Consider the following 21,350-nt stretch of genomic DNA (forward strand, 5'->3'; position numbering starts at 1 on the left):
TATGTAATGTCCAAGCAACAGATCGGCGTCGTCGGTATGGCAGTGATGGGGCGCAACCTGGCGCTCAACATCGAAAGCCGTGGTTATACCGTCTCTATCTTCAACCGTTCCCGCGAAAAAACTGAAGAAGTTGTTGCCGAGAACCCGGGGAAGAAACTGGTTCCTTACTACACGGTGAAAGAGTTCGTCGAGTCTCTTGAAACCCCTCGTCGTATCCTGTTAATGGTGAAAGCGGGTGCTGGCACCGATGCTGCCATTGATTCTCTGAAGCCGTATCTGGACAAAGGCGACATCATTATTGATGGTGGTAACACCTTCTTCCAGGATACTATCCGTCGTAACCGTGAACTGTCCGGGGAAGGATTTAACTTCATTGGTACCGGTGTTTCCGGCGGTGAAGAGGGCGCACTTAAAGGCCCGTCTATCATGCCTGGCGGTCAGAAAGAAGCGTATGAGCTGGTTGCTCCTATCCTGACCAAGATTGCTGCGGTAGCTGAAGATGGCGAACCGTGCGTAACGTATATTGGTGCGGATGGTGCAGGTCATTACGTAAAAATGGTGCACAATGGTATCGAATATGGCGATATGCAGCTGATTGCTGAAGCCTATTCCTTGCTGAAAGGCGGCCTGAACCTGTCTAACGAAGAGCTGGCTACTACCTTCACCGAGTGGAATGAAGGCGAGCTGAGCAGCTACCTGATCGACATCACTAAAGACATCTTCACCAAAAAAGATGAAGAAGGTAAATACCTTGTTGATGTGATCCTGGACGAAGCGGCGAACAAAGGCACCGGTAAATGGACCAGCCAGAGTTCTCTGGATCTGGGCGAACCGCTGTCGCTGATCACTGAATCCGTATTCGCTCGCTACATCTCTTCTCTGAAAGACCAGCGCGTTGCGGCATCTAAAGTGCTGTCTGGCCCGCAGGCTAAACTGGCTGGTGATAAAGCAGAGTTTGTTGAGAAAGTGCGTCGCGCGCTGTACCTGGGTAAAATTGTCTCCTACGCGCAGGGTTTCTCTCAACTGCGCGCTGCGTCTGACGAATACAACTGGGATCTGAACTACGGCGAAATCGCGAAGATCTTCCGCGCGGGCTGCATCATTCGCGCGCAGTTCCTGCAGAAAATCACTGACGCTTATGCTGAAAACAAAGGTATCGCGAACCTGCTGCTGGCTCCGTACTTCAAAAATATCGCTGACGAATATCAGCAAGCGCTGCGTGATGTAGTGGCTTATGCTGTGCAGAACGGTATTCCGGTACCGACCTTCTCTGCAGCGGTAGCCTACTACGACAGCTACCGCTCTGCGGTACTGCCGGCTAACCTGATCCAGGCGCAGCGTGACTACTTTGGCGCGCACACGTATAAACGCACCGATAAAGAAGGTGTGTTCCACACTGAGTGGTTCCAAGAGTAACCGTTTTTATTAATAGCCAATAAGTAGAGTTGAATTCACTTATTGGCTTAATTAAGTGATGCTGTATTTCTCTTTTTATATATCTGAGTTAATTCTTGCAGTTACTCACTATAAGATCTTTCTAAGATTAATAGTTTATTTGCTATGCGACAAATACAAAAATGATTGGAATAAGACTAAGTTACACGTAATATGGTATTTCAATGCTTATATTCAATTCTGCTAGTAAAGTGATTTTATTGATATATAATCTTTATAGATGTATGTTTTTTTCGGGGCATAGCTAATAGTTGGAATATCATGTAAGTTTTCGTTGAGTTTACTATAGAAATATTAAGTCTCAGTGGGTGATGGTGTTTTCTGGTGTAAACTTCGTTAACTTCGTAGATATAGTAAATCTCTCTTCAGTTTTATATGCTGTAGGTGGAGGTAATTCCTATCATAAGCTAAACTCTCAAACCAAAAAATATTGAGGTTTCAATTGCTCTCACTAATTTATTTGTTACCGCTATATGTGTTATTTACTTTTTTGCTATTCCTGTCAGATATTATTCTATGGCCAATAGATACAAATGGGGTGTGGATACTAAGTTTATTTGTAGCTTGTATTATATGTGCATCATACCTAGGTATTTATTTAGGCCTAAATGCGAAAGCATTTATATCATCAAAAAATTATGTTTCTGGGCTAAAAATAGTAAGACATTTTTCGACAATATCAGCGATTCTTTTCACCATTACACTAATGGCGATCTTTATCTATACAGGAAACTCGCTTGGTAATATTTTTGAATTAGCGATTGATCCTCGATTAGCCTATCAGACAATGTTGACACATGAGGCAGAAAAAGGAAGCGGATTTTATCTTTATAAAATACTCTCCATAATAATGGCTCCTTTGTATTATGCGGTCATTCCCTTAATGGTTATGCGCTGGAAATACTTAACAAGAAAGCAAGTATTCTTTGGGTTTATATTTGTACTTGGAATGATCTTATTTTCAATCTTCCGAGGTACTGATAGAGAAATTGGTGAGTTAGTCATTCTTCTTGTTAGCGTAACTCTTGTACTAATCGCTCAAAAAATTAGAAGTGGTGAGTTTTCGACTTATCAAGTTTTAAGAGTATTCTTTATTCTCATAATTTTATTTTTGTTGTTCTTCATTATTTTTTCCTTTAGGAAATATGAGCGACTGAGTGGAGACCTTGATTTTTGTGTTTATAATATTGCTTGCGCCAATCAAAACTCCATATTTCATTCGTTTATGTCGGACGAAATATTTTTCTCGGTTAGCATGTTAACGTCTTATCTATCCCAAGGATATTATGGACTCTACTTGACATTGGGAATGGATCAGTGTTTCACCTTCTTTGTTGGTCATTCTCCATTCCTTGTTTCAGCCATTGATAACCTATTGAATATTGATTTATATAGTTGCTCGCTTATGGGACAACTAAATGGAGTCGGTTGGAGTGATGGTTATACATGGAGTACCATCTATCCATGGTTGGCTAATGATATTTCCTATTATCTTGTTGTTCCTTTTATATTATTAATGTCTCTATTTTTAGCAACTACATGGAAAATAGCTGTATTAGAGAATCTTTTTTCTGCTGTGATGGTCTTTATATTCCTTTTTTACGGCGTCATTTTTTCCACTGCGAACAACCAACTCGCTATTGCACCCGAAATCTATACTGCATTCATAGTTTGGGTTGTTATTTTTATTAAGGATGTTCAGTGGAAAAAAACAGTATGACTCTACATTTTATTAAGTTAGGTAGCAGTAACTTAATAAAAATGTTGGTGGGTTTTATATACCTTAAGATTATATCTAGCTATATTACTCCGGAAGAGTTTGGTAGTTTAGGTCAGTTTTTAACCTTTGTCGCGATTGTTTCCATGTTATCTCTTGGAGGAGGAAATAATGGAATGGTTAAATATTTGTCGGAAAATAAAGGAGATTATAAGAGTTGGCTTAAGGTTTTTAATCAGAATTTTACAATAGTAGCCATTATAAATATTATACTTTTTTTTATTTTGTTTTTTTTTGCAAATGAATTTTCATTCTTAATTTTTACAAGTGTTTTGCACGCAGACATAATACGATATTATGCGATAGTGCAACTTTTTGTTGCTTTTGGTTTATATTCGAATGTGTTTTTTATTAGTGGTGTTGATACGTGGAATAGCAGTCTGCAGACAGTTTTTAACTCAGCTTTATTTTTGATTACTGTATTGATTGGGGTTTTATTCTTTACTGAAAAAAGTTTGATCTATACAGCTATGTTTGTTAATTTATTTATGGGGATATATGGAGTAATATATTTCTTTAAAAAAAGAAAACAATATTGTGGGATTTTTTCATTAACAAGAATAGAGTCTGGGTATGTAAAAAAACTATCCGGTTACGCAATGGTTACTATTTCAGGTGCGGTGCTGTGGCCTGTTTCACAATTTATTCTGCGAAAGGAAATTGGCACTGAATTAGGGTGGGGGGTTGTAGGTTACTGGTTCGCAAGCATAAAAATTTCAGATGCTTATATTCAATTTTTTTCTATATTTTTATTAAGTTATCTATATCCTAAGCTTTCATCTGTAAATAAAAAAGACATTAAGGTCAAAAACTTCAAAGGATTCATGGTGTTCTATATACCAATGTTAATTGGTAGCCTTATTGTCGTTTATTTTGGTAGGGACATTATTGTCTGGTTGCTGTTAGGTAAGGAATTTAAGTTAGTAGCAAGCTATGTACAATTACAAATCATTGGTGATGTCATTAAGCTTCTGTATAGTTCTCTTCTGATGTACATACTGTCTTGTGGAAAGGTTAAATATTCTATTGCTGTAGAGTTTTTGAATTCTATAGTTTTTATAAGTGCTACTTTGTTTTTAATTTCATATGTTGGGTGGCGAGCTCCATTGATAGGATATGTAATAACTCAAAGTATTACTTTGTTGTATGTATATTTTTATTATGAAAAGGTTCGAAAAATTGAATATACTGATATTGTGCAGTAAAATGGATATTTCTGGGAAATCACCATGGTTAACTAATGAGTTAATAGAACAATTCAAAACCGAAGGTGATGTAGTGGATGTTATATTTAATGACTGGAGTTCTGTTAATGTAGAACAGTCTATAGAATTGCCTGATGGGAGTGTTTTTCTTATTCGTCCAAGAAGTAATAAATATGGTAAATTACATAAGTGGTTTACTTCTGGTATTGGGGTGTGGCGTGATGTGTCACAAAAAATAAATAGGGATAGATATGATTTAATTATTCATTTTTCACCTGCGATGACTTGTGGTTTTCTTAACTGGTTTTTTAAAAGAAAATATAAATGCACATCTGCTTTTATACTATGGGATTTTTTCCCTTATCATCACTATCAGATAGGTTTGCTGCCCAAACTGTTACTTAAGCCTTTCTCATTGATTGAAAAATTTTATATCTATAAAAGTGATTTTGTTGGGTTGATGAGTCAGCGTAATATGGAGTATTTCAATAATAAATACCCTGACTATTGCGGTAGAAAGAAAATAATTCCCATATGGGGACCGAATGAAATATTTCAGGAAAACACATGCCTAAGTTTGATTAAAGAAAAATATCATATTGCTGGTGATGATTTTGTCTGTGTGTTTGGTGGACAATTAGAAGCTGGACGTGGTATTGATAGTATATTAGATATTAAAAAGAATATAAAGTCTGATAGAGTTAAGTTTATTATATTGGGAAGTGGTTCATTAAAGTCTGACGTTGAGAAAAGAATCTTTGATGAAAATATTAAAAATGTTCTGTTATATGACTATGTTCCACGTGATGAATATTTGGCGTTGGTGTCAGCATGTCAATTAGGAATAGTTGCTACAGTCGATAATGTTGATGTCCCTACATTCCCATCAAAAACTATTGATTATTTTAGGTGTTCCATTCCCGTTATTTCTTTAGTTGAGGAATCTACTGACTATGGAACGTTTGTTGAGAAAGTAGCTTGTGCTGGATATAGTTTTACCCATAAACAAATTGATGAGGTCGTTAACTGTATACAAACAATGATGAATGATCCCTCCCATTGTAAAGAATTAGGTAAAAATGGTGCTGAATACTATCAGGCGAATTTGGCAGTTAAGTTTATTACCAAGAGATTAAAATCAGCGTTAAATCCCTAAATCATCAAACAATGCCGGAGGAGTCTATAGACTCCCCCTGGATTTATGGGAAATGTTGTCCGAGATGGATTTTATATCTGGTTCCATGTAGCTGTATCCGCCGGAGAAAAGGATAACCAGTGACTGCTCGACCTCATCCGTGGCACTTATACGCTGAGAAGTGGAGTTCACGGTTACCGCTGGATCTACGGTGTTTTTTCTGAAATCTGTGAGGTGTGCTGCAGCAACCGTGTTGCTTGAGTTACGAGGAAAATAGGATACAGGCATACATGGTTATAAAGTGCCTAGCGGACTCCGGCTCGACCATCACTTATAGTGTCTAATTGCTTACAGCATGAATTTACTGCTCTGAAGCTCCATCAAGTGAGGACAACCGATATTACTTATATCAACAGGACTGATTGAATCTGGCCATAGTCATAAATGGTGGGCTGAACGATGAAATCCAAACTGTTACGAGTGCTGTCGTTGGATGCACTTGTATTGCGGTCTGGTGGCAAAAACATCATGGTGTGCAGAGATCAGGGGAATGAGCATGGGCCGCTGCAGGGAAAATCCTGTACCTGAGTCGTTCTCTGAAAAGAACACATCAGGAAGAAGTTATATAAAATTTGTAGTATGGCCGATGGATATCTTCGATTACATTGAAGTGTTCTAGAACTGTAACCGACGCCATAGTCATTTTGGTGGTGTCAGTATGAAAGCCTTCGGATAGGTATCATCGTGAGTATAGAACTGTATACCAGAGCGACTGCATTCCACCATTTTCATGGTGATTAATGCTACTTTTTAACTTGATTATGGGGGGGAATGGGTGTTCTAACGTTCAAAACCACAGCGCCTAGTTATACAATCACTACCTGCAGATTAATCTGATTTAATCATCCATAATTTCCAGCCCCGAAGTTTATTATCGGCCTTCTTTGTGCCCAAAATGCCGAGGTTCTGTGGTATCGCTGAAATTGCAAACCGTTAATTGGGCCTTAACCTCCTCCCGGTAACAGGACTCAACCTTGACATTAACTAGTTGTCAGAGTTAAAAAACTAATTCTTGTGATGGTCGATGGACTTTCACCGTGGTTTAACTCACAAAAGTTACTATCGAATGAAAATAACAATTTCCGGTACCGGTTATGTCGGCTTATCCAATGGCATTCTGATTGCCCAGCACCATGAAGTGGTCGCTCTGGATATCGTTCCGACGAAGGTCGAGATGCTGAATCAGAAAAAATCGCCGATCGTTGATAGAGAGATCGAAGAGTATCTGGCGACAAAACAGCTGAATTTCCGTGCAACGACCGATAAGTATGATGCTTACCGCGACGCGGACTACGTTATCATCGCGACACCGACTGATTACGATCCAAAAACTAACTACTTTAACACCTCGAGCGTCGAGTCAGTGATCCGCGATGTAGTCGAAATTAACCCAAATGCGGTGATGGTAATTAAATCAACGATTCCGGTTGGCTTTACGAACTCCATTAAAGAACAGTTGGGTATCGACAATATTTTCTTTTCGCCAGAATTCCTGCGTGAAGGTCGTGCACTGTACGACAACCTGCATCCGTCCCGTATCGTTATTGGTGAACGTTCCGAACGTGCCGAGCGTTTTGCCGCGCTGCTGCAGGAAGGAGCGGTTAAAAAGGACATTCCGACGCTGTTTACCGACTCGACTGAAGCCGAAGCCATCAAGTTGTTCGCTAACACCTATCTGGCGTTACGTGTGGCTTACTTTAACGAGCTGGATAGCTATGCAGAAAGTCTTGGCTTGAATTCACGGCAGATTATTGAAGGTGTGTGCCTGGATCCGCGTATCGGTAATCACTACAACAACCCGTCATTCGGCTATGGTGGCTATTGTCTGCCGAAAGATACTAAGCAGTTGCTGGCGAACTACGCGTCTGTACCGAATAACATTATTGGCGCGATCGTTGATGCGAACCGTACGCGTAAGGACTTCATCGCAGATTCTATTCTTGCGCGTAAGCCTAAGGTAGTTGGCGTGTACCGTTTGATCATGAAAAGTGGCTCTGATAACTTCCGCGCGTCTTCTATTCAGGGGATTATGAAGCGCATTAAAGCCAAGGGCGTGCCTGTTATTATCTATGAACCGGTCATGGAAGAGGATGAATTTTTCCATTCCCGAGTTGTGCGTGATCTTAATGCGTTCAAAAATGAAGCGGATATTATTATTTCCAACCGTATGACGTCAGAATTAGCTGATGTTGCCGATAAAGTTTATACCCGCGATTTGTTTGGTAGTGATTAATCTCGTCTCCATAAAAAAGGCCTTATATAAGGCCTTTTTTATTTTAATCAGGCCAGTAATCAAACTTTGTAGAAATCACGGTACCAGTCAACGAAGTTCTTCACCCCATCATTTACCGTGGTTTCAGGTTTAAAACCAATTACCTCATACAGCGCTTGAGTGTCTGCGCTGGTTTCCAGCACATCACCTGGCTGTAGTGGTAGCATGTTTTTCTTCGCTTCAATACCCAGAGCATCTTCCAGAGCCTGGATATAGTCCATTAGCTCAACCGGTGAACTATTGCCGATATTGTAGACGTGATAGGGCGCAATGCTGGCTGCTGGCGTGCCTGTTTCAACGGTCCATTGGCTGTCTGCGTGTGGAATGACATCCTGCAGGCGAATGATTGCTTCTGCGATATCATCAATATAGGTAAAGTCACGCTTCATTTTGCCATAGTTATAGACGTCAATACTCTTTCCTTCTAGCATCGCTTTGGTGAACTTGAACAGCGCCATATCAGGACGACCCCAAGGACCGTACACGGTAAAGAAACGCAACCCGGTTGTGGGCAATCCGTACAAATGGGAATAAGTATGGGCCATCAGTTCGTTGGCTTTTTTGGTTGCTGCATACAGCGACACGGGATGATCTACGGAATCATCCGTAGAGAAAGGCATTTTGCGATTCAGGCCGTAAACTGAACTGGAGGATGCGTAGAGTAAATGCTGAATTTTATTATGGCGACACCCTTCCAGTATGTTCAGAAAGCCTGTGATATTTGAGTCTGCATAGGCATGCGGGTTTTCGAGTGAATAACGTACACCAGCTTGTGCGGCGAGATGAATCACACGTTCAAAATGCCCGGATGCGAAGAGATCGGTCATGCCTTCGCGGTCGGCTAAATCAATTTTATGAAACAGGAAACCAGGCTGTGCTAGTAATTCCAGACGAGCTTGTTTAAGGCTGACGTCGTAGTAATCGTTCAGGTTATCAATACCGACTACTTGATGGCCAGCCTCAAGGAGGCGTTTGCTAACGTGGAAGCCGATGAAACCAGCGGCACCCGTAACCAGGTATTTCATGTTTATTCCTCTTTTTGGCTAAATAATAGCCAGGCACCAACAGGTGCTACTAAAAAGTGGAATGATACCTTTAGATGGTAAAAAAGCTAATTGTTATATTATTTACGCCTACCATTTTTACTGGTCAGACGGTAAGTATTCACGATATGAATTCAATAAAATGAATTGTAAAGTATAACGATTAGCGGGCATGAAACCTGTGTGTTGATGGTTTTTTGCGCATGAAGATGTTCTTTGAGTATTGACACTTTTGTTTAATCGTATCGATTTTCAGTAGTGATTGAAATACCAATCAAAATCCCTGAAACAATTTGATTTTTTTATCATTAATCCTATGGCATTACCTCAATTTATAGCTAAACTGATTCCAGTTTAAGTCTTTCCTTATCTAGGGTTTCTATGTCTGTAAGTGATAACAACATGTCCGGGCGCAGTCACGATCCGGAACAGATTGATCTGATTGATTTACTGGTACAGTTGTGGCGTGGGAAAGTAACAATCGTTATCGCGATTGTTATTGCCATAGTGCTTGCTGTGGGCTATCTGGCAGTTGCTAAGGAGAAATGGACCTCAACAGCCATTATTACTCAACCGGATGTTGGTCAGATCGCCACATATAACAACGCCCTCAATGTGTTGTATGGTGCCAGTGCGCCTAAGACCACTGAACTTCAGGCAAATGTGATCGGGCGATTCAGCACCTCTTTATCTGCATTGGCTGAAATGCTTGATAATCAGGAAAAACCAGAAAAACTGACGATTGATCAGTCTGTTAAAGGTCAACCACTGCCGTTGGCGATTTCTTATGTGAGTGGCTCACCAGAAGACGCTCAGCGTCAACTGGCTGAATACATTCAACAAACAGATGAAAAGGTTGCTAAAGAGCTGGAGCTTGACCTGGTTGATAATATCAAGTTGCAAACAACCACGATTCAGGACTCTTTGAAAACTCAGGAAGTGGTCGCGCAGGAGCAAAAAGATCTGCGAATTAAGCAAATTCAGGAAGCGCTGCGTTATGCAGAGCAGGCCGGGGTGACTAAGCCGCAAATTCAGCAGACGCAGGATGTGACACAGGACAGTATGTTCCTGTTGGGTAGTGATGCCCTGAAGTCCATGATTGAGCACGAATCTACACGTCCTTTGATATTGTCTGATAACTACTTCCAGACCAAGCAAAAGCTTTTGGATATTGAAAATCTTAAGTTTGAAGGGGCTGAGTTACACGCCTACCGCTATGTGATGAAACCAACGTTACCAATTCGTCGTGACAGCCCGAAAAAAGCGATTACCCTCGTACTGGCAGTTCTGCTCGGTGGGATGATTGGTGCCGGTGTGGTGCTGGGGCGAAATGCTCTGCGTGGTTACAAAGCCAAAGCTGAGTAAGTCTAAAGCTGACAACAAAAAACCGGGCTCTGCCCGGTTTTTTTACGTCTGCAGATTACTGATGACGCTTACGTAAATTCTCAATCACCGTCGTCAGGTCGAGGTCCTGGTCTTGCAGCAGCACCAGCAGGTGATACATCAGATCAGAGGCTTCATTTGTCAGCTCAAAACGGTCGTTCACCGTCGCGGCCAGCGCGGTTTCTACGCCTTCTTCACCCACTTTCTGTGCGATGCGTTTGGTGCCGCTGGCATACAGTTTCGCGGTGTAGGAGCTGGCTGGGTCAGCGGTTTTACGTTCGGCCAGCAGTTGTTCAAGCTGATACAAAAACAGCCACTGGTGGCTGGCGTCGCCAAAGCAGCTTGAGGTGCCTTTATGGCAGGTTGGGCCAATCGGGTTAACCAGCACCAGCAGGGTGTCGTTGTCGCAGTCAGGCGCAATGCTCACCACATTCAGGAAGTGACCGGAGGTTTCTCCTTTGGTCCACAGGCGCTGCTTGGTCCGCGAGAAAAAGGTCACTTTGCCGCTTTCGAGCGTTTTATCCAGCGCCTCCGGGTTCATATACCCCAGCATCAATACTTCACCGGAAACCGCATGCTGCACGATGACTGGCATCAGTCCGTCGGTTTTTTCCCAGTCCAGCTCGCGGCATTGTTGCTTCGTTAACATATCCTGATCTCCACGCCCTGTGTTGCCAGGTACGCTTTTAATTCGCCAATATTGATAATTTGTTTGTGGAAGACGGAGGCGGCAAGCGCGCCGTCAACGTCGGCATCCCGGATGGCTTCGAGGAAGTGTTCCATGGTGCCCGCACCGCCGGAGGCAATCAGCGGGACGTGGCAGACGTCGCGCACTTTTTTCAACTGCTCCAGGTCATAACCGTTACGAACGCCGTCCTGGTTCATCATGTTCAGGACGATTTCGCCCGCGCCGCGTTTTTGGACCTCCTGCACCCAGTCCAGTGTTTCCCACTGCGTGACGCGGGTACGACTTTCATCTCCGGTATACTGATTTACATGATATTTGCCGGTTTCGGCGTCATACCAGGTATCAATGCCCACCACGATGCACTGCACGCCGAAGCGGTCCGCCAGACGGGTGATAAGTTCCGGTTCGGCCAGCGCCGGGGAGTTGATGGAGATTTTGTCCGCCCCGAAGGAGAGAATGCGCGCCGCATCGTCGATGGATTTAATGCCACCGGCAACACAGAACGGAATATCGATCACTTCCGCCACGCGTGATACCCAGCTTTTATCCACTACGCGTCCATCGCTGGAAGCGGTGATATCGTAGAACACCAGTTCATCTGCGCCTTCATCGGCATAGCGTTTTGCCAGCGGGACAATGTCGCCAATAATCTCGTGATTACGGAACTGGACGCCTTTTACCACCTGCCCATCACGGACGTCCAGACAAGGAATTATGCGTTTTGCCAGCATTGAATGGCCTCCTCAACGGTGAACTTTCCTTCCAGCAGGGCTCGTCCGACGATCACGCCGCGAACTCCGGTCCCGCGCAGGGCCGCTACGTCCTCGATTCCGCCAATGCCGCCAGATGACTGAAACGCCACCTGCGGGTATTTGGCGCATACTTCTTCATACAGCGCGACGTTTGAGCCTGCCAGCGTACCGTCGCGGGAGATATCGGTGCACAGCACGTGCTTCAGGCCGACGGGTAAATAGGTCTCAACCAGTTCTTCCAGTGAAACCCCTGAATCTTCCTGCCAGCCACTGACCGCAACCTGTTTATTCCCGTGCTCGTCAATACGAACGTCCAGCGCCAGCACCAGTGCGTCGGCACCAAAACGGGCAAACCAGCTTTTGACTATCTCGGGGGATTTTACCGCCGTCGAACCCACCACCACGCGCGCCACACCTGCGTCAAGAAGCGCCGCCACGTCTGCTTCCGTACGCACGCCGCCGCCAACCTGTACCGGAACATTGACGCCAGCGACCAGCGTTTTGATCAGCGGGATCTGGCGCTGTGCCGGGTCTTTCGCGCCGGTTAAATCTACCAGGTGCAGCACTTCAGCCCCCTGGGCTGCATAATCCTGCAAACGGGGGAGAGGATCGTTACCGTAATCACGTTGCTTAGCGTAATCGCCCTGATGAAGACGCACCACCGTGCCGTCGATTAAATCTAATGCCGGAATAATCATTACATCTCCAGAAAGTTTTTCAGCAACTGTGCCCCAGCCGCGCCCGAACGTTCCGGGTGAAACTGTACGCCAAAGAAATTGTCCTTTTGTACTGCCGCGGTAAACGGTTCGCCGTAATTGCACTGGGCGATGGTCCACGGGTTTACCGGCATAGCGTAGCTGTGTACAAAGTAGAAATACGCACCATCTTCAATGCCCTGGAACAGTCGATTTCCCGCCTGCGGATAGACGCGATTCCAGCCCATATGCGGCAGCGGCAGACCGAAATCGGTCATCTTCGGGACGTCCTGCTCAATAATGCCCAGTAGGGAGACACCGTTACTCTCTTCGCTGCGGCGGCCCAGCAGTTGCATACCTAAACAGATCCCCAGTACCGGTTGCGTACAGGCTTTAATCAGTTCAATCAGTTCGCGCTCGTGCAACTGGTCCATAGCCGCCTGCGCGGTGCCTACGCCCGGCAGAAATAGTTTATCGGCGCGCAGCACCACGTCCGGGTCACGACTGACAACAGGATCGTATCCGTGGCGTGCGACGGCGGATTTTACCGAATGCAGGTTGGCGCAACCGGTGTCCAGAATCACCACGTTCATTACAGCACTCCTTTTGAGGAGGGCAGCGTGTCGCCTTCTACACGAATCGCCTGACGCAGCGTACGGCCAAAGGCTTTAAACAGGCTCTCCACACGGTGGTGGTCATTTTTGCCTTTGGTTTTCAGGTGCAGGGTGACGCCCATAGTGTAAGAAAGTGAACGGAAGAAGTGTTCGATCATCTCCGTGCTCAGATCGCCAACGCGCTGGTAGGTAAACTCCGCGCGGTACTCCAGGTGTGGACGGCCGGAGATATCCAGCGCGCAACGTGCCAGACACTCATCCATCGGCAGCACAAAACCAAAACGGTTGATGCCGCGTTTATCGCCTAACGCCAGCTTTAAGGCTTCGCCCAGCGCCAGACCGGTATCTTCAACGGTGTGGTGATCGTCTATATACAGATCGCCCTTGACGGCAATCTCCATGCGAAAACCGCCGTGGGTGGCGATTTGATCCAGCATGTGGTCAAAGAAGCCAACGCCGGTATTGATTTTGCTGCGGCCTTCGCGGTCCAGCCAGACTTTGACGTCAATCTGCGTTTCTTTAGTATTACGCTCAACGTGTGCGTAGCGGTCACGTTTGGTCAACTGCTCGCCGATCATCGCCCAGTTCAGGGTATCGCGATGGTAACGCAATCCGCTAATGCCCATGTTTTCAGCGAGCTGAATATCGGTTACCCGATCGCCAATGACGTAGCTGTTCGCCATATCCATGGCCTGTTCAACCAGATACTGTTCAACCAGCTTCACTTTTGGCTTACGGCAATCACACTCGTCCGCTGGCAGGTGCGGGCAGATCAATACCTCATCAAACGTCACGCCCTGAGAAGTGAAAATTTGCATCATCAGGTTATGCGGACCGTCAAAATCAGCCTGCGGGAAACTCTGGGTTCCGAGTCCATCCTGGTTAGTGATCATAACCAGCTTAAAACCTGCTTTTTGCAGTTTCAGCAAAACGGGAACAACTTCCGGCTCGAAGGCGAGTTTGTCAAAGCGATCGACCTGAAAGTCACTTGGCGGTTCGGAAATCAGGGTTCCATCACGGTCAATAAAAAGATACTTCTGGCTCATACTTGCTCCGCACGTAAGGCGTCAATGACGCGCTGGCTCTCTTCACGGGTTCCGACAGTAATTCGCAGGCAGCCGCTTAACGAAGGTTGTTTATTCTGATCTCGTAAGATAATGCCCTGATCCCACAAAGATTTAAATACGCTACTTGAAGCGGTGAAGCTCGCCAGAACATAGTTAGTTTCAGAATCGAATACCTGCTCTACACAGCGAATTGTTTTCAGGTTATCTACCAGATACTGACGCTCTTCCAGGATCTGCTCTACGCGTTTACGCATGGCGGAAATCCCTTGCGGCGTCAGCGCCTGGGCGGCGATATCTGCCACTGGTGTAGAGAGCGGGTAAGGGGCTATCACCTTCAACAGCAGATTGATAACCTCTTCATTCGCCAGCGTAAACCCGCAGCGTAAACCGGCGAGCGCAAACGCTTTGGACAACGTGCGTAATATCACCAGATGCGGATACTCAGACAGCCAGCCTGCCAGCGTGGCCTGCGGGCAAAACTCGATATAGGCCTCATCAGCGACCACAATAGCTTTACCCTGCGTCATGTCGAGCAGTGAACGCAGATCCTGCGGGTTTATCAGTTGACCGGTTGGGTTATTAGGGCTGCATACGTAGACTACCTTCACGCCATCAAGCTTGTCCGCGATGCCTTGCAAATCCAGTTGCCAGCTATCAAGGGTTGGAACGGTGCGGAACTCGACGCCAATCGTTTCGGCGCTGACGCTGTACATGCCGTAAGTCGGCGGGCAGTACAGAATCGCATCTTTACCGGGTTCGCAAAAAGCGCGCACCAGCAGTTCGATCCCTTCATCTGCGCCGCGGCTGACCAGCACCTGCTCCGGTTTGACGCCAGCATACTGCGCGTAATTCTCAATCACCGCTTTCGGCTGGCATTCCGGGTAGCGGTTCAGCGTTTGCTGACTGAGCTGGAACTCAACGGCGGTGGGGTATTCATTCGCGTTGAGCCAGACATCGCCGTTACCGCCGAGACGACGGGCAGACTGATAGGGCGTTAATTCGCGAACATTCTTACGGGCTAAATCAGTGACGCTGAGGAAGTTGTCAGTGCTCATGCTTGCTCCTTCAGGGCGTTAACGCGCAGGGTGACGGCATTTTTGTGGGCAGTCAGTCGTTCAGCAGCGGCCAGTGTTTCAATGGTTGAGGCCAGGGCAGAGAAACCTTGTGGGGTTAATTCCTGTACGGTCATCCGTTTCTGGAAATCAGCCAGCCCAAGGCTTGAGCAGGTCGCGGTATAGCCGTAGGTCGGAAGAACGTGGTTGGTGCCAGAAGCATAGTCGCCTGCGGATTCTGGCGACCAGTCGCCGAGGAACACCGAACCGGCGCTGGTGATCTCATCAACCAGTTCACGCGCGTTGCGGGTCTGAATAATCAGGTGTTCCGGACCGTAGGCGTTAGATATTTCAACGCACTGCGCCAGATCTTTCGCCACGATTAAGCGGCTGGCGGAGAGTGCCTGACGTGCGGTCTCAGCGCGGGAAAGCTCAGCGAGCTGGCGTTCAACGGCTTTGGCAACGCCTTCGGCAAGCGTAGCGTCTGGTGTCAGGAGAATAACCTGCGAGTCGGGGCCGTGTTCTGCCTGAGAAAGCAGGTCAGAGGCAACAAAGTCCGGCGTCGCGCCGCTGTCGGCGATAACCAGCACTTCGGACGGGCCTGCAGGCATGTCGATGGCCGCGCCGTCAAGACGCTGGCTGACCTGGCGTTTGGCTTCGGTCACATATGCATTTCCCGGCCCGAAAATTTTATCGACTTTAGGAATAGATTCGGTGCCCAGCGCCAGCGCGGCAATAGCCTGCGCACCGCCCACATTAAACACCTCTTTTACGCCACACAGCTGTGCGGCGTAGAGGATTTCATCGGCAATCGGTGGCGGTGAGCACAGTACCACTTTTTTGCAACCGGCGATGCGCGCCGGGGTCGCCAGCATTAATACGGTGGAAAACAGCGGCGCCGAACCTCCAGGAATATACAGGCCCACGGAAGCGATAGGGCGGGTAACCTGCTGGCAACGCACACCCGGCTGGGTTTCGATATCCACCGGCGGCAGGATCTGCGCGGTGTGGAAAGTATCGATATTACGCACCGCCGCCTGCATGGCTTGTTTCAGTTCGTCGCTCAGGCGACTGCTGGCTTGCTGGATTTCTTCCTCGGTCACGCGCAGCGCGCCAACCTCGGTTTTATCGAACTTTGCGCTGTATTCACGCAGCGCCCGGTCGCCGTTATTTTTGACGTTCTCAAGGATCTCAGCCACCGTACGGCTGATGCTTTCAGAGGCGGAAATTGCCGGGCGCATCAACAGTTCGCGCTGCTGCTCAGGGCTACAGCTATTCCAGTCAATCAGGGTATTGAAGCTCATGGTCGTTACTCCATCATCGGGTGTTGCCGGATGGCGGCGCTGCCTTATCCGGCCTACAAGACCCGTAATATCAATGATTGTGACAATTCTTGTAGGCCTGATAAGCGAAGCGCCATCAGGCATCAGATCACTCCATCATCTTCTCAATCGGCAACACCAGAATTGAGCTGGCACCGAGCGCTTTCAGTTTTTCCATTGTTTCCCAGAACAGGGTTTCGCTGCTGACCATGTGCATGGCAACACGCTGCTGGTCGCCCGCCAGAGGCAGAATGGTAGGGCGCTCAGCGCCGGGCAGCAGGGCGATGACCTCGTCCAGACGCTCGCTCGGCGCGTGCATCATGATGTATTTGGATTCACGGGCCTGAATAACCCCCTGGATACGGGTTAGCAGTTTGTCGATCAGTTGTTGCTTGGCTTCGGCCATTTCGCCGTCGCGCTGAATCAGACAGGCTTTAGAGCGGTAGATCACTTCTACTTCGCGCAGACCGTTGGCTTCAAGCGTTGCGCCGGTGGACACCAGATCGCAAATCGCATCAGCCAGACCCGCACGGGGAGCGACTTCTACTGAGCCGTTTAACAGACAAGATTTAAACGACACCCCTTTCTGATCGAGATAGCGTTTGAGCAGGTGTGGGTAAGAGGTCGCGATACGTTTACCGTTCAGCGCTGCCGGGCCATCCCAGGCTTCATCAACCGGGGTAGCCAGCGAGAGACGGCAGCCGCCGAAGTCCAGACGGCGCAGAGTAAAATAGCGAGGATCTTCACCCTGTGCCCGGCGGTTGAGCAGTTCCTCTTCCAGAACGTTTTCCCCGATGATGCCGAGGTCAACGACACCGTCCATCACCAGACCCGGGATATCGTCATCACGCACACGCAGAATATCGATCGGCATGTTCTCCGCCATCGCAATCAGGCGCTGGGTGTGAAGATTAATTTTAATGCCACAACGGGCCAGTAATTCGCGTGAATCATCGCTTAAGCGGCCTGATTTCTGCATAGCTATGCGTAAACGGGTGTTGTCTAACATTCTTTATTCCTCGTTATCCTGTCTGAATCAGTTTGGGTCACGCACAAAAAAAAGCCCCCGGAAGAAATCTTCCGGGGGCTTTCTCATACGCTCATGCACCGCTGGAAGATTTAAACGTCTCCCAGCACACATCGCCTGAAAGACTAGTCAGGATGATGGTGATGATGGTGTTTGAATTGAGCGCGTGTCATAAATTTTCTCGATGAATGTTTATTCATTTGATGTCTTTTAACCTAAACCACTTTAGCTACGGAAAGCAAGGGCTTTTTTTGATCATTAATTCATTTCATATTGATACTATGAATTGTCAGCCACCGTGGGCTGGCGTAGCCTTGCGTTATAGGCCAAAAGTCAGGAGAGAAGGCATGAAAAAGGTCGCAATTGTCGGGTTAGGTTGGTTAGGCATGCCGTTAGCCATGTCGCTGGCGGCGAGAGGCTGGCAGGTTACCGGCAGCAAAACCACATTGGATGGGGTGGAAGCGGCCCGCATGAGCGGTATCGAGAGTTATTCGCTGCGCCTGGAACCTGAACTGGTCTGTGAGGCTGACGATCTCGATGCACTGATGGACGCCGATGCGCTGGTTATTACGCTGCCTGCGCGTCGTAGCGGTCCTGGGGAAGCATTTTACTTGCAGGCAATGCAGGAGCTGGTCGACAGCGCGCTGGCGTATCGGATCCCACGAATTATTTTTACCAGTTCGACGTCAGTCTATGGTGACGTTCAAGGCACAGTGAAAGAGGGGACGCCGCGTAATCCGGTCACGGCGAGCGGTCGTGTCCTGAAAGAACTTGAAGACTGGTTGCACAATTTGCCAGGCACGTCGGTGGATATTTTGCGTCTGGCCGGGTTGGTCGGTCCGGGAAGACATCCTGGTCGCTTCTTTGCCGGCAAGACGGCACCAGACGGACATCATGGCGTCAATCTGGTGCATCTGGACGATGTGGTTTCTGCCATCACGTTACTGCTGCAAGCGCCTAAAGGGGGACACATCTATAATATATGTGCGCCTATGCATCCAGCGCGTAACGTGTTCTATCCGCAGATGGCCCGCCAGTTGGGGATGGAGCCGCCGGAATTTCGCGGCGGTACGGATAACGGTAAAGGTAAAGTCATTGATGGCAACCGTATTTGTAATGAGCTTGGGTTTGAGTACCAGTATCCTGACCCGCTGGTGATGCCGATGGAGTGACAATCCAGCAGAGTGCCGCTGTATACCGCCAGGGGGCGAGTATGAAACCACTGCTGGACGTTCTTATCATCCTCGATGCATTAGAAAAAGAGGGCAGTTTCGCGGCGGCGTCGGCAAAATTGTTTAAGACGCCGTCTGCGCTTAGCTACACCGTCCATAAGCTGGAAAGCGATCTTAATATTCAGCTACTCGATCGCAGCGGACACCGGGCTAAGTTCACCCGCACCGGGCAGATGCTGCTGGAAAAGGGGCGGGAGGTGCTGCACACCGTCCGCGAACTTGAAAAGCAGGCGATTAAACTTCACGAAGGCTGGGAGAATGAACTGGTTATTGGCGTAGATGATACGTTTCCCTTTTCACTGCTGGCCCCACTCATCGAGTCTTTCTATCAACACCATAGCGTGACGCGCCTGAAATTTATCAATGGCGTGCTGGGCGGCTCCTGGGATGCCCTAACTCAGGGCCGGGCGGATATTATCGTTGGCGCCATGCATGAACCCCCTGCAGCGAGTGAATTTGGCTTTGCACGGCTCGGGGTTTTGGAACAGGTGTTTGTGGTTGCGCCGCATCACCCGCTGGCGCAGGAACAGGAACCGTTAAATCGTCGTACCATTCGCCGTTTTCGCGCCATTGTGGTGGGGGACAATGCGCAGCATGCCAACGTCTCAGGTTCCCAGGTGCTTGACGATCAGGAAGCCATTACCGTTTTTGACTTCAAAACCAAGCTGGAACTGCAAATCAGCGGTCTGGGATGTGGCTATATTCCGCGCTACCTGGCGCAGCGATTTCTGGAGAGCGGCGCACTGATTGAGAAAAAAGTGGTCGCGCAAATTGTCTTTGAACCCGTGTGGATAGGCTGGAATGAACAGACCGCCGGGTTGGCCAGTGCCTGGTGGCGGGATGAAATTTTAGCAAATAGTGCTATTGCCGGGGTGTATGTTAAAACGGCTGCTGACAAATCAATCAGTTAAGAAAAAATATTCTTTTGTGGCCGCTTCAATCTCTTGTTATTTCTCCCCAATTTAGGGCAAAATACGCCGCTTGCAAAAAATGACATTAACCGACGTTTTAATACGCGTCGGTTATTTTTTTGCATCAAACCAATCATTCATAAAAGAGGCCGGGCTTCGTACCGGATAGATACTTACTTAAAAATCGACAGTTGTTGTCGCTGAGGATTAACAAAAAATGGGGCAATTTTTTGCTTACGCGACGGTTTTCGCCGTAATGGGGGATAACCATGTCGCATAACGCTACTCCAAACACCTCTCGCGTGGAATTACGTAAAACGCTTACGCTGGTTCCGGTTGTCATGATGGGCCTTGCCTATATGCAGCCGATGACGCTGTTCGATACATTCGGTATCGTATCAGGAATGACCGATGGTCACGTCCCGACAGCTTACGCCTTTGCACTGATCGCCATCCTTTTTACCGCACTGAGCTACGGTAAACTGGTGCGTCGCTATCCGTCTGCAGGCTCTGCCTACACTTATGCCCAGAAATCCATTAGCCCGACCGTTGGCTTTATGGTGGGTTGGTCATCACTGCTGGACTACCTGTTCGCTCCGATGATCAACATTCTGTTGGCAAAAATTTATTTTGAAGCCCTGGTGCCGTCGATACCGTCATGGATATTCGTGGTGGCGCTGGTGGCCTTTATGACTGCCTTTAACCTGCGCAGCCTTAAATCCGTTGCGAATTTCAACACCGTAATCGTGTTGTTGCAGGTGGTGCTGATTGCAGTGATCCTCGGCATGGTCGTTTATGGCGTGTTCGAAGGGGAAGGTGCCGGTACGCTGGCGAGCAGCCGTCCGTTCTGGTCAGGTGATGCACACGTGATCCCGATGATCACGGGCGCGACCATCCTGTGCTTCTCGTTCACCGGTTTTGACGGTATCAGCAACCTGTCAGAAGAAACCAAAGACGCTGAGCGTGTGATCCCGCGTGCGATTTTCCTGACCGCGCTGATTGGTGGCCTGATCTTTATCGTCTCCACCTATCTGTTGCAGCTGTACTTCCCGGATATCTCGCGCTTCAAGGATCCAGACGCTTCGCAGCCGGAAATCATGCTGTACGTCGCCGGTAAGTTCTTCCAGGTTGGCGCGCTGATTTTCTCTACCATTACCGTACTGGCGTCCGGTATGGCGGCGCATGCTGGCGTAGCGCGTCTGATGTACGTGATGGGGCGTGACGGCGTGTTCCCGAAAAGTTTCTTCGGTTATGTACACCCGAAATGGCGTACTCCGTCTATGAACATCATTCTGGTTGGTGCGATTGCTCTGCTGGCAATCAACTTCGACCTGGTGATGGCGACGGCGCTGATTAACTTTGGTGCGCTGGTGGCGTTTACCTTCGTTAACCTGTCGGTGATCTCCCAGTTCTGGATCCGTGAGAAGCGTAACAAGACGCTGAAAGACCACTTCCAGTATCTGTTCCTGCCGATGTGCGGTGCGCTGACCGTTGGTGCGCTGTGGGTGAATCTGGAAGAGAGCTCAATGGTTCTGGGTCTGATCTGGGCCGGTATCGGTCTGATTTACCTGGCTTGTGTGACCAAAAGCTTCCGCAACCCGGTACCGCAGTACGACGAAGATGTCGCGTAATAACAGCATTTAACTAAAAAAAACGGAGA

The 21,350-nt window shown here is 47.6% G+C and carries 19 protein-coding genes, 1 pseudogene and 1 other annotated feature; of the genes and pseudogenes, 10 read left to right on the plus strand and 10 right to left on the minus strand.

The features are described from left to right. Nucleotides 1-6: 6 nt before the first annotated feature. From gnd to ugd, 5 genes are all read left to right on the plus strand, one after another. Nucleotides 7-1,416, plus strand: a complete 1,410-nt coding sequence (gene gnd / locus OGX90_RS09550; RefSeq protein ID WP_234692104.1) for an NADP-dependent phosphogluconate dehydrogenase — start codon at nucleotides 7-9, stop codon at nucleotides 1,414-1,416. Between the two features lie 481 nt (nucleotides 1,417-1,897). Continuing rightward, complete coding sequence (locus tag OGX90_RS09555; protein ID WP_234692103.1) at nucleotides 1,898-3,175, plus strand: hypothetical protein; 1,278 nt, start codon at nucleotides 1,898-1,900, stop codon at nucleotides 3,173-3,175. After that, nucleotides 3,157-4,437 carry an oligosaccharide flippase family protein gene (locus tag OGX90_RS09560; RefSeq protein WP_234692102.1) on the plus strand — a complete coding sequence of 427 codons (1,281 nt, stop codon included), beginning with the start codon at nucleotides 3,157-3,159 and terminating at the stop codon, nucleotides 4,435-4,437. Before OGX90_RS09555 ends, OGX90_RS09560 begins: the two co-directional genes overlap by 19 nt. Nucleotide 4,438: 1 nt before the next feature. Continuing rightward, a complete protein-coding gene (locus OGX90_RS09565; RefSeq protein WP_234692101.1) occupies nucleotides 4,439-5,593 on the plus strand; it encodes a glycosyltransferase family 4 protein in 1,155 nt (384 codons plus the stop codon). 1,105 nt (nucleotides 5,594-6,698) lie between these two features. Further along, nucleotides 6,699-7,865, plus strand: coding sequence for a UDP-glucose 6-dehydrogenase (ugd, locus tag OGX90_RS09570; protein ID WP_048215977.1), 1,167 nt, complete (start codon nucleotides 6,699-6,701; stop codon nucleotides 7,863-7,865). A 59-nt stretch (nucleotides 7,866-7,924) separates the two neighbouring features. Here the strand turns inward: ugd and OGX90_RS09575 are convergent, their stop codons facing one another. Next, on the minus strand, nucleotides 7,925-8,929 hold the full coding sequence (locus OGX90_RS09575; RefSeq protein WP_234692100.1) for an NAD-dependent epimerase: 1,005 nt from the start codon (nucleotides 8,927-8,929) through the stop codon (nucleotides 7,925-7,927). A 399-nt stretch (nucleotides 8,930-9,328) separates the two neighbouring features. On the opposite strand from OGX90_RS09575, the gene wzzB reads away from it, so the two are divergent. Then, nucleotides 9,329-10,312 carry an LPS O-antigen chain length determinant protein WzzB gene (gene wzzB, locus OGX90_RS09580; protein WP_234692099.1) on the plus strand — a complete coding sequence of 328 codons (984 nt, stop codon included), beginning with the start codon at nucleotides 9,329-9,331 and terminating at the stop codon, nucleotides 10,310-10,312. 55 nt (nucleotides 10,313-10,367) lie between these two features. Here the strand turns inward: wzzB and hisIE are convergent, their stop codons facing one another. The 9 genes from hisIE to hisL form a co-directional block, all read right to left on the minus strand. Continuing rightward, complete coding sequence (gene hisIE / locus OGX90_RS09585; protein WP_000956425.1) at nucleotides 10,368-10,979, minus strand: bifunctional phosphoribosyl-AMP cyclohydrolase/phosphoribosyl-ATP diphosphatase HisIE; 612 nt, start codon at nucleotides 10,977-10,979, stop codon at nucleotides 10,368-10,370. Continuing rightward, nucleotides 10,973-11,749, minus strand: coding sequence for an imidazole glycerol phosphate synthase subunit HisF (gene hisF / locus OGX90_RS09590; RefSeq protein WP_234692098.1), 777 nt, complete (start codon nucleotides 11,747-11,749; stop codon nucleotides 10,973-10,975). Before hisF ends, hisIE begins: the two co-directional genes overlap by 7 nt. Then, entirely contained in the window at nucleotides 11,731-12,468 is a 738-nt protein-coding gene (gene hisA, locus OGX90_RS09595) for a 1-(5-phosphoribosyl)-5-[(5-phosphoribosylamino)methylideneamino]imidazole-4-carboxamide isomerase (RefSeq protein WP_008785166.1), read from the minus strand. The genes hisF and hisA overlap by 19 nt, the downstream gene beginning before the upstream one ends. Beyond that, nucleotides 12,468-13,058: an imidazole glycerol phosphate synthase subunit HisH gene (gene hisH / locus OGX90_RS09600; protein WP_001103544.1), complete on the minus strand. Its 591-nt coding sequence runs from the start codon at nucleotides 13,056-13,058 to the stop codon at nucleotides 12,468-12,470. Before hisH ends, hisA begins: the two co-directional genes overlap by 1 nt. Then, entirely contained in the window at nucleotides 13,058-14,125 is a 1,068-nt protein-coding gene (gene hisB, locus OGX90_RS09605) for a bifunctional histidinol-phosphatase/imidazoleglycerol-phosphate dehydratase HisB (RefSeq protein ID WP_032943910.1), read from the minus strand. The genes hisH and hisB overlap by 1 nt, the downstream gene beginning before the upstream one ends. Further along, nucleotides 14,122-15,201: a histidinol-phosphate transaminase gene (hisC, locus tag OGX90_RS09610; protein ID WP_286623632.1), complete on the minus strand. Its 1,080-nt coding sequence runs from the start codon at nucleotides 15,199-15,201 to the stop codon at nucleotides 14,122-14,124. Before hisC ends, hisB begins: the two co-directional genes overlap by 4 nt. Then, the gene (hisD, locus tag OGX90_RS09615) at nucleotides 15,198-16,502 is read right to left on the minus strand and encodes a histidinol dehydrogenase (protein WP_137377217.1); all 1,305 of its coding nucleotides are present in this window, start codon (nucleotides 16,500-16,502) and stop codon (nucleotides 15,198-15,200) included. The genes hisC and hisD overlap by 4 nt, the downstream gene beginning before the upstream one ends. A 127-nt stretch (nucleotides 16,503-16,629) precedes the next feature. After that, complete coding sequence (gene hisG / locus OGX90_RS09620) at nucleotides 16,630-17,529, minus strand: ATP phosphoribosyltransferase (protein ID WP_003834191.1); 900 nt, start codon at nucleotides 17,527-17,529, stop codon at nucleotides 16,630-16,632. A 45-nt stretch (nucleotides 17,530-17,574) separates the two neighbouring features. Further along, nucleotides 17,575-17,697, minus strand: a sequence feature (His leader region). Continuing rightward, nucleotides 17,673-17,720 (minus strand): his operon leader peptide, encoded by a 48-nt coding sequence (gene hisL / locus OGX90_RS09625; protein ID WP_100250077.1) that lies wholly within the window; start codon nucleotides 17,718-17,720, stop codon nucleotides 17,673-17,675. It overlaps the preceding feature by 25 nt. 174 nt (nucleotides 17,721-17,894) lie before the next feature. Between hisL and OGX90_RS09630 the strand changes: the two genes are divergently transcribed. The 4 genes and pseudogenes from OGX90_RS09630 to plaP all read left to right on the plus strand — a co-directional run bounded on the left by OGX90_RS09630 (nucleotide 17,895) and on the right by plaP (nucleotide 21,321). Beyond that, nucleotides 17,895-18,719 (plus strand): SDR family oxidoreductase, encoded by an 825-nt coding sequence (locus OGX90_RS09630; RefSeq protein ID WP_008785162.1) that lies wholly within the window; start codon nucleotides 17,895-17,897, stop codon nucleotides 18,717-18,719. Between the two features lie 41 nt (nucleotides 18,720-18,760). Further along, nucleotides 18,761-19,745, plus strand: a pseudogene (locus tag OGX90_RS09635) (LysR family transcriptional regulator). Between the two features lie 162 nt (nucleotides 19,746-19,907). Further along, nucleotides 19,908-19,970 carry a membrane protein YoeI gene (gene yoeI, locus OGX90_RS23825; protein WP_099045591.1) on the plus strand — a complete coding sequence of 21 codons (63 nt, stop codon included), beginning with the start codon at nucleotides 19,908-19,910 and terminating at the stop codon, nucleotides 19,968-19,970. Next, nucleotides 19,960-21,321: a putrescine/proton symporter PlaP gene (plaP, locus tag OGX90_RS09640; RefSeq protein WP_003834188.1), complete on the plus strand. Its 1,362-nt coding sequence runs from the start codon at nucleotides 19,960-19,962 to the stop codon at nucleotides 21,319-21,321. The genes yoeI and plaP overlap by 11 nt, the downstream gene beginning before the upstream one ends. Nucleotides 21,322-21,350 lie beyond the last annotated feature (29 nt).

It is taken from the genome of Citrobacter sp. Cpo012, from assembly GCF_030333015.1.
Classification (GTDB): Bacteria; Pseudomonadota; Gammaproteobacteria; order Enterobacterales; family Enterobacteriaceae; genus Citrobacter; species Citrobacter portucalensis.

Bases quoted from the DNA above. Each gene is read 5' to 3' on its own strand.
- gnd (WP_234692104.1), top strand. From the start codon at position 7: ATGTCCAAGCAACAGATCGGCGTCGTCGGTATGGCAGTGATGGGGCGC.
- OGX90_RS09565 (WP_234692101.1), top strand. From the start codon at position 4,439: ATGGATATTTCTGGGAAATCACCATGGTTAACTAATGAGTTAATAGAA.
- ugd (WP_048215977.1), top strand. From the start codon at position 6,699: ATGAAAATAACAATTTCCGGTACCGGTTATGTCGGCTTATCCAATGGC.
- OGX90_RS09575 (WP_234692100.1), bottom strand. From the start codon at position 8,929: ATGAAATACCTGGTTACGGGTGCCGCTGGTTTCATCGGCTTCCACGTT.
- wzzB (WP_234692099.1), top strand. From the start codon at position 9,329: ATGTCTGTAAGTGATAACAACATGTCCGGGCGCAGTCACGATCCGGAA.
- hisIE (WP_000956425.1), bottom strand. From the start codon at position 10,979: ATGTTAACGAAGCAACAATGCCGCGAGCTGGACTGGGAAAAAACCGAC.
- hisF (WP_234692098.1), bottom strand. From the start codon at position 11,749: ATGCTGGCAAAACGCATAATTCCTTGTCTGGACGTCCGTGATGGGCAG.
- hisA (WP_008785166.1), bottom strand. From the start codon at position 12,468: ATGATTATTCCGGCATTAGATTTAATCGACGGCACGGTGGTGCGTCTT.
- hisH (WP_001103544.1), bottom strand. From the start codon at position 13,058: ATGAACGTGGTGATTCTGGACACCGGTTGCGCCAACCTGCATTCGGTA.
- hisB (WP_032943910.1), bottom strand. From the start codon at position 14,125: ATGAGCCAGAAGTATCTTTTTATTGACCGTGATGGAACCCTGATTTCC.
- hisC (WP_286623632.1), bottom strand. From the start codon at position 15,201: ATGAGCACTGACAACTTCCTCAGCGTCACTGATTTAGCCCGTAAGAAT.
- hisD (WP_137377217.1), bottom strand. From the start codon at position 16,502: ATGAGCTTCAATACCCTGATTGACTGGAATAGCTGTAGCCCTGAGCAG.
- hisG (WP_003834191.1), bottom strand. From the start codon at position 17,529: ATGTTAGACAACACCCGTTTACGCATAGCTATGCAGAAATCAGGCCGC.
- OGX90_RS09630 (WP_008785162.1), top strand. From the start codon at position 17,895: ATGAAAAAGGTCGCAATTGTCGGGTTAGGTTGGTTAGGCATGCCGTTA.
- plaP (WP_003834188.1), top strand. From the start codon at position 19,960: ATGTCGCATAACGCTACTCCAAACACCTCTCGCGTGGAATTACGTAAA.